General features: G+C 67.6%; 5 protein-coding genes. 3 read left to right on the top strand and 2 right to left on the bottom strand.

Going from position 1 to position 6647, the window contains the following annotated elements; all coding sequences use genetic code 11:
* The first annotated feature begins 144 nt into the window (after positions 1 to 144).
* Positions 145 to 1506, top strand: a complete 1362-nt coding sequence (locus ACWDKQ_RS34390; RefSeq protein WP_450142937.1) for an MFS transporter — start codon at positions 145 to 147, stop codon at positions 1504 to 1506.
* A gap of 512 nt (positions 1507 to 2018) precedes the next feature.
* A complete protein-coding gene (locus tag ACWDKQ_RS34395; RefSeq protein ID WP_450142938.1) occupies positions 2019 to 2180 on the top strand; it encodes a transposase family protein in 162 nt (53 codons plus the stop codon).
* Positions 2181 to 2595: 415 nt separating this feature from the next.
* Here ACWDKQ_RS34395 and ACWDKQ_RS34400 read toward each other — a convergent pair whose 3' ends face one another.
* Together ACWDKQ_RS34400 and ACWDKQ_RS34405 are read right to left on the bottom strand one after the other, a co-directional pair.
* Positions 2596 to 3831, bottom strand: a complete 1236-nt coding sequence (locus tag ACWDKQ_RS34400) for an NAD(P)/FAD-dependent oxidoreductase (RefSeq protein WP_450142939.1) — start codon at positions 3829 to 3831, stop codon at positions 2596 to 2598.
* Between the two features lie 175 nt (positions 3832 to 4006).
* On the bottom strand, positions 4007 to 5500 hold the full coding sequence (locus ACWDKQ_RS34405) for a S8 family peptidase (RefSeq protein WP_450142940.1): 1494 nt from the start codon (positions 5498 to 5500) through the stop codon (positions 4007 to 4009).
* A 230-nt stretch (positions 5501 to 5730) separates the two neighbouring features.
* Here ACWDKQ_RS34405 and cofG point away from each other — a divergent pair.
* Positions 5731 to 6647: 7,8-didemethyl-8-hydroxy-5-deazariboflavin synthase CofG (gene cofG / locus ACWDKQ_RS34410; RefSeq protein WP_450142941.1), on the top strand; the 917-nt coding region annotated here is incomplete at its 3' end.

The raw sequence follows: 6647 nt of genomic DNA on the forward strand, positions 1-6647 counted from the left end.
CCACGCACTACAAGAACTACCGCGCCCAGCTGCCGGACTTGCTTGCGTCGCCGATCAGCGTCACCGTTCTTGCCCCAATCGACGCGCTCAACTGATCACTCGGACGTCGAGTCTTCAGCTCAAAGGAGAGCAAAGGAGAGCACTGTGTCCGACCTGGAGAGCGGCGTACCGCCGCTCGACACCCGCGATCGACCCGTGGCCCTGCGCAGCATCGACAGCACCAGCCGCCGCGCACTCGTAGCGTCGTGGCTCGGATGGACATTCGACGGGTTCGAGACCTACGCACTCGTCCTCGCTGGTTCGGCAGCTGTCACTAGCCTGGGGACCAGCGCCCAGATCCAACAGCTTCCCGCCTACGTCGGCGCACTGGTCGCCGCGACGCTCTTGGGCTGGGCCCTAGGCGGGATCGTCGCCGGCTTCGCCGCCGACTACCTCGGCCGCCGCCGCACCCTGATGATCTCAATTCTCTGGTATGCGGTGTTCACAGGCCTCAGCGCGATCGCACCCGACTACTGGTGGCTACTGGCCTTGCGCTTCGTCACCGGCATGGGCCTGGGCGCGGAGTGGGGCAGCGCGACGGCCCTCATCGGCGAACTGTGGCCCGACCGCTCCCGCGGACGGGCAGCCGCCGTATTGCAGTCCGGGTTCGGGGTCGGCGCCGTGGTCGCGGCCCTGGCCTGGTTTCTCCTTCAGCCGGTGGGAACCGAGGCCTGGCGGTATCTGTTCCTCGTCGGCGCCCTGCCCGCACTAATCGTGCTCTACGTGCGCCGAGCCGTCCACGACCCGGAGATGTGGACAGAGATCCGCGACCGCAGGCACAAGGCCAAGGCCACCGCGGCAGGCGGTGGTCAGGTCAGCCCAGCAGACCGAGAGCTCCTGCGGTCTCCGTTCACGTCGGTGTTCACCCAGCCGCACCTGCGTCGGCGGGCTCTAAGACTTCTCCTGATCACCGTGGTGTCGGTCATCGGCCTCTACAGCGTGTCGGCCTGGATCCCGCAGTACACCGGCCAGCTCGCGAAGAACATGGGACTGCCCGCCAGCGCGTGGGCCGCGAACGCGGGCCTGGTGTTCAATGCCGCGTCCGTGCCGGGGTACCTACTGTTGGGCTACCTTGCCGACAAGTGGGGCCGCAAACCCACCATGCTCGTCTACTACGCGGGTTCGGCGTTGATCCTCCCGATCTTCTTCTTCGCCGTTTCGACGCCGGGGGTTGCCCTCGTCGCCGCAGGCGTCGCCGGGTTCTTCATCCTGGGGCAGTTCGCGTGGATGCCGATCTACATGCCTGAGCTGTTCCCCACGGCGGGACGGGCGACCGCGATCTCGACGGTGTTCAACTCTGCCCGGATCGCAGGCTCGCTCATCACGCTCGCCACCGGTCTGCTCATCAGCCTGCTCGGGAGCATCTCGACGGCGGCGACGACGATTGGTGTGGCGTCCTACGTGATCGCACTCGGCCTGATCTGGTTCGTCGGACCGGAGACCAAGGGACAGCCTCTCCCCCGCTGAGCCCACCGTCTCACCCGCGACGCCTTGGGTGTGGGTCGTGAACCGGCGGTTCGCGACCCACACCGCTTATCCGGCGAACGCCTGCACCATATATGGGAGCAGGAAGCACAAGAGACGGTCATCACTATGGTTTCCCTACGAGAAGAATCGTCGTCAGCGGGTTGACCGCGAGGGGAATCCAGTAACACTAGCCTCCGCCTCGATCACCGGTTTTTCATCACGCACCTCGCGGCGGAACCCGATCGGACTGACACCGACTCGCTGATGGAAGTACATGCTGAAGTTCGTGGCACTGGAAAAGCCCAACTGGCTCGCGAACTCTGGACTGCGGAACGGTCGCTTTGAGCCAGCAAGCGTGTCAACGGCACGCGAATCTTGGTTCTGTCCCACTTTCCGTGATGGACCCGGGCGCTTCCCGCCCCGCCACAGATAGTTGATCATGTGCATAGTGTGCTGATCTTGGAGTGCTTGGCGTCCTGTTCCCGCATCTGGCCCGGTTACGGATTGACGACGTGCACGCTGCGGGGCCGGTGGTGCGGATCGAGGCGAGCACGCTCACCGGCCGCGTGGCGTGTCCTGGGTGCGGAAGCCTGTCCGATCGGGTGCACAGCCGCTACGAACGGCGGTTGTCCGACACCGCGATCTCGGACCGGGAGGTGCTGATTCGGCTGTGAGTCCGCCGGTTGTTCTACCTTCGTGCATTCCTGGAACGCTCCCTCTGCGTGTTCGGCGCTGAGCTCCTGGATGCGATCGGAGATGGTCTGCACGAAATGCTTCAACGCGTCCTCCGCCGCGACGGGGTAACCGTCGTCTGACTGCGGGCGCGGCGCCGTCGGCCGCACTGAGCCGCAGCGTGCGCTGGGGATTCAGCCGCGAGCATGAAATTGATCCGTGCCCGCACGCTGAGACTGGCTGAAGACCACCAGGGCGGGACGCCGAGCCCTGCAACCAGCCGAGAGACCCTGCAGACAGTCGAGCTCTGATACTCGCTCCGGCGCTCGACCTGGTACGGGCCTGCTCCTGGAATTCCCTGCGGTGCCGGGCAGCTCGCCCACTGCGGGACCGCAACGCTCGTTCAGAGGTGGCGGGTCAGCGGGCGATCAGTTCGTTGAGGGGGGTCTCCGGGTCCGCGAGGAGGCTCGTGTCGACCGTCGTGGCCGAGGTGATCAGGGTTTTGATCTGGTCCTGCACGTCCCAGATGTTGACGTTCATGCCCGCCAGGACTCGGCCTTCGGAGAGCCAGAAGGCGATGAACTCGCGGGCTTCGACATCTCCGCGGAACACCACCTGGTCGTAGCCGTCCGGGTCGACGTAGCCGAGGTACTCCATGCCCAGGTCGTACTGGTCGGTGAAGAAGTAAGGCAGCTCCGAGTACTTGACGTCGCGCCCCAGCATCGACGCCGCCGCGGTGGCTGGCTGGTTGAGCGCGTTCGCCCAGTGCTCCACCCGGATCTGCTTGCCCAGCAAAGGGTTGAACGCGTTGGCCACGTCACCGGCCGCGACGATGTTCGGGTCGCCGGTGCGCAGCGAGGCGTCGACGAGGATGCCGTTGTCCACCCGCAGCCCGGCGTCCCGGGCCAGCGCGATGTCCGGCTCCACGCCGACCGCGACCAGCACCGCCTGGGCGGGGACCTCGGTGCCGTCCTTCAGCCGCACCCCGGCCGTCCGGCCGCTCTCGACCAGGATTTCGCTCACGGCGGTGCCGAAGCGGAAGTCCACGCCGTGGTCCCGGTGCAGTGCCGCGAAGACCTCGGCGACTTCAGGACCGAGCACCCGCAGCAGCGGCAGCTCGGTCATCTCGACGACGGTCACAGCCACGCCGGCTTCGCGCGCGGCGGCGGTGACTTCGAGCCCGATCCAGCCCGCGCCGACCACCACGAGCCGTTCGATGTCGTTCAGGGTCTGCTTGATCAGGTCGGAATCCTCGACCCGGCGCAGGTCCAGGACGCCGTCGGCGTCGATCCCGGCCACCGGCAGCGAACGGGGATGCGCACCGGTCGCGATCAGCAGCTTGTCGAAGTCGATCCGGCTGTTGTCGGCGAGCTCCACCTGGCGCAGCGCCCGGTCGATCCGCCGCACCGACACCCCGAGCTGCAGGTCCACGCGGTTGTCGGTGTACCAGGATTCGTCGTGCACGTAAGCACTGGGGAAGTCGGCGTTGCCCATCAGGTACGCCTTGGACAGCGGCGGGCGCTCGTACGGGCGGTGCGGTTCGTCCCCGAGCAATGCGATGCGCCCGTCGAACCCGAGATCGCGCAGCGCCTGCGCACCCTTGGCGCCGGCCATGCCAGCACCGACGATCACGAAGGTCTCCGAATCAGTCACGACAGCGCCTCACTCCCACCCGACAACCCTCCGGATCGTCAGCGTCCTGCCCTCCACTCGCCCAAGCAACCCCAGATCGTCCCAATTGGGCGGGGTAAGGGCACCTTCAACCGGCAAAGTCGGCAAAGTCGGTCGAAGGTGCCCTTCGGTCGTCACCCGCTGGTGGGTTTGGAGGTCACTTCTGGACGGCGTCGAGGGCGTCGATGAGGCCCGCGCCGTAGAAGCCGGCGCCGTTCTTTCCGCCGGAGCAGACCGCGTCCGGCTTGCCGTCGCCGTCCGGGTCGTAATTCTTCGGGCACTCCAGGGCGTCGGCCTGGTTGGTCAGCGCGCCGACCACCTGCTGGGCGTTCCAGTCCTGGTGTGTGCTGCGCAGCAGCGCGACCACGCCCGCCACGTGCGGCCCGGCCATCGAGGTGCCCTGCATCCAGCCCCAGCCGCCGCCAGGCACCGTGGACAGCACCCGACCGTTCTGCGATGGCGTCTGCGGGATCTGGTTCCTGTCTCCACCGGGCGCGGTCACCGTGATCGAACCCAGGCCGTAATTGGAGTAGTACGACTTCACCGAGTCCGAGCCGACCGCGGACACCGACACCACACCCGGCAGCTCACCCGGCAGGACGTGGCACTCGTGCCCGGTCTTGCGGTCCTGGGTCGGTCCGCCGTTGTTCGGGCTGTTGGTGTCGCGGATCGGCTTGGAGAGGTCCCAGTTGCTGTTACCCGCCGACACCACGTTCACGACGTCCTTGCCCTGCGCGTACGCGACTGCGCGGCGCACCGCCTCGGCACCGGCCCGCTGGTCCGGGTCGCTGTCGCACCACAGGTACCAGGGGTCGACGAAGTAGGAGTTGTTGGTGACGTCGAAGCCGTGCTCGGCCGCCCAGATGAACCCGCAGACCGCGTACTCGGGGTAGATGAAGCCGCCGTCGTCGATGACCCGCACCGAGGCCAGCGTGACGTTCGGTGCGACACCGGAGATTCCGACGCCGTTGCGCGCGGCGGCGATGGTGCCCGCGGTGTGGGTGCCGTGGTCCTGCTTCGGGTCCTGCGGCTGCCAGGCATTCTGCCGGGTGTCCGGCACGCCCTCGTTCACGCAGCTCACCGACTTGGTGACGTCCAGGTTCGGCTTCAAGTCCGGGTGCGTCGGGTCGATGCCGTAGTCCAGCACGCCGACCGTGATGTCCTTGCTGCCCTGGGAGATCGCGCTCGCCTGGTCGGCCTTGATCTGCCGCATGTCCCACTGCTCAGGCTCCAGCGGCTCCCCGTGCGCGTTGGCCGAGAACGCGGCGGGACTGACCTTGCCCTCCAGCGCCTCCAGCCGCAGGGACTGCGCGGGCGGCAGCTGCTCGGCGAGGTTGCGGCTGGCACCGGCCTGCTCGACGGCGGGCCGGGTGCGCACCGCGGCGGCGAATCCGGGATCCGTTGAGGTCGCGACGATCACGCCGATCTGGGGCCAGCTCTGCACGACGATTCCGCCGACCGCGCGCACCGATTCCTCGGTCTGCTGCAGGCCGTCGCCAGTTGGGCCGAGCACGACGAAGTGCACCGGTGCGGTGGTTGCCGCGGGCGCTGGATCGGCCGCGCCGACGATGCCTGCGGGTACCAGCAGCGCCAACGCGAGTGCCGAGCCGGCTATGCGCGCGACTCGACCATTCCTTCTAGAGCGTGACACGTGTCCCTCCTATGGAGACAGAGTGCGATTCACCCAGTGGTATTCGTCGGATTTTGCGCCTGATTCGGTGATCGTGGGTAGGACGAAACGGAGTAATTCAATAGCCGATAGTGAGGCGCCCGGGACGTCTGCGGCGGTTGGGCGGCAGGCGCTCGGCGACTTAGAGTTGGCAGGTGTCGGTTGCAGATCTGGAAGTTTCCCCGCCGGAGCCCATCCCGAGCGAATCGGCGATGCGCCGTGCGCTCCGCCGCGCCACCGATGGTGTTTCGCTGGACGCCGCCGAAGCCGCGGTCTTGCTGCACGCCCGCGGCGAGGACCTGGAAAAACTGCTGGCCGCGGCCGGTCGCGCGCGGGACGCGCACCTGGTCGCCGAGGGCCACGAAGGTGTGGTCAGCTACAGCCGGAATGTGTTCATCCCGTTGACCCGGCTGTGCCGGGATCGCTGCCACTACTGCACTTTCGCCACCGTGCCGCACCGGGTGGAATCCGCCTACCTGGAACGTGACGAGGTGTTGGAGATCGCCCGGCGGGGTGCGGCCGCGGGCTGCAAGGAAGCCCTGTTCACCCTCGGTGACCGGCCCGAAGAGCGCTGGCCGGCCGCCCGGGAGTGGCTGGAGGCACGCGGGTATTCCTCCACAGTGGACTACCTGCGGTCCTGCGCCATCGCGGTGCTGGAGGAAACCGGCCTGCTGCCGCACCTGAACCCGGGCGTGCTCAGCTGGTCGGAGCTGACCAGGCTCAAGCCGGTCGCGGCGAGCATGGGCATGATGCTGGAGACCACCGCCGAGCGGCTTTGGCGGGAGAAGGGCGGGCCGCACTTCGGCAGCCCGGACAAGGAACCCGCCGTCCGGCTGCGGGTGCTGGCCGACGCCGGACGTGTCGCGGTGCCGTTCACTAGCGGAATCCTCATCGGAATCGGCGAAACCCGCGCCGAGCGCGCCGAATCGCTGCTCGCGCTGCGCAGCGTCGCCCGCCAGTACGGGCACATCCAGGAAATCATCGTGCAGAACTTCCGGGCGAAACCGGACACCGCTATGCGCGGCATGCCCGACGCCGATCTGCACGACCTGGCCGCCACGATCGCGGTCGCGCGGCTGCTGATGCCCTCCGGGGTGAGTGTGCAGGCGCCGCCGAACCTCGTCGGCGA

This window comes from Saccharopolyspora sp. NPDC000995 (assembly GCF_053599315.1).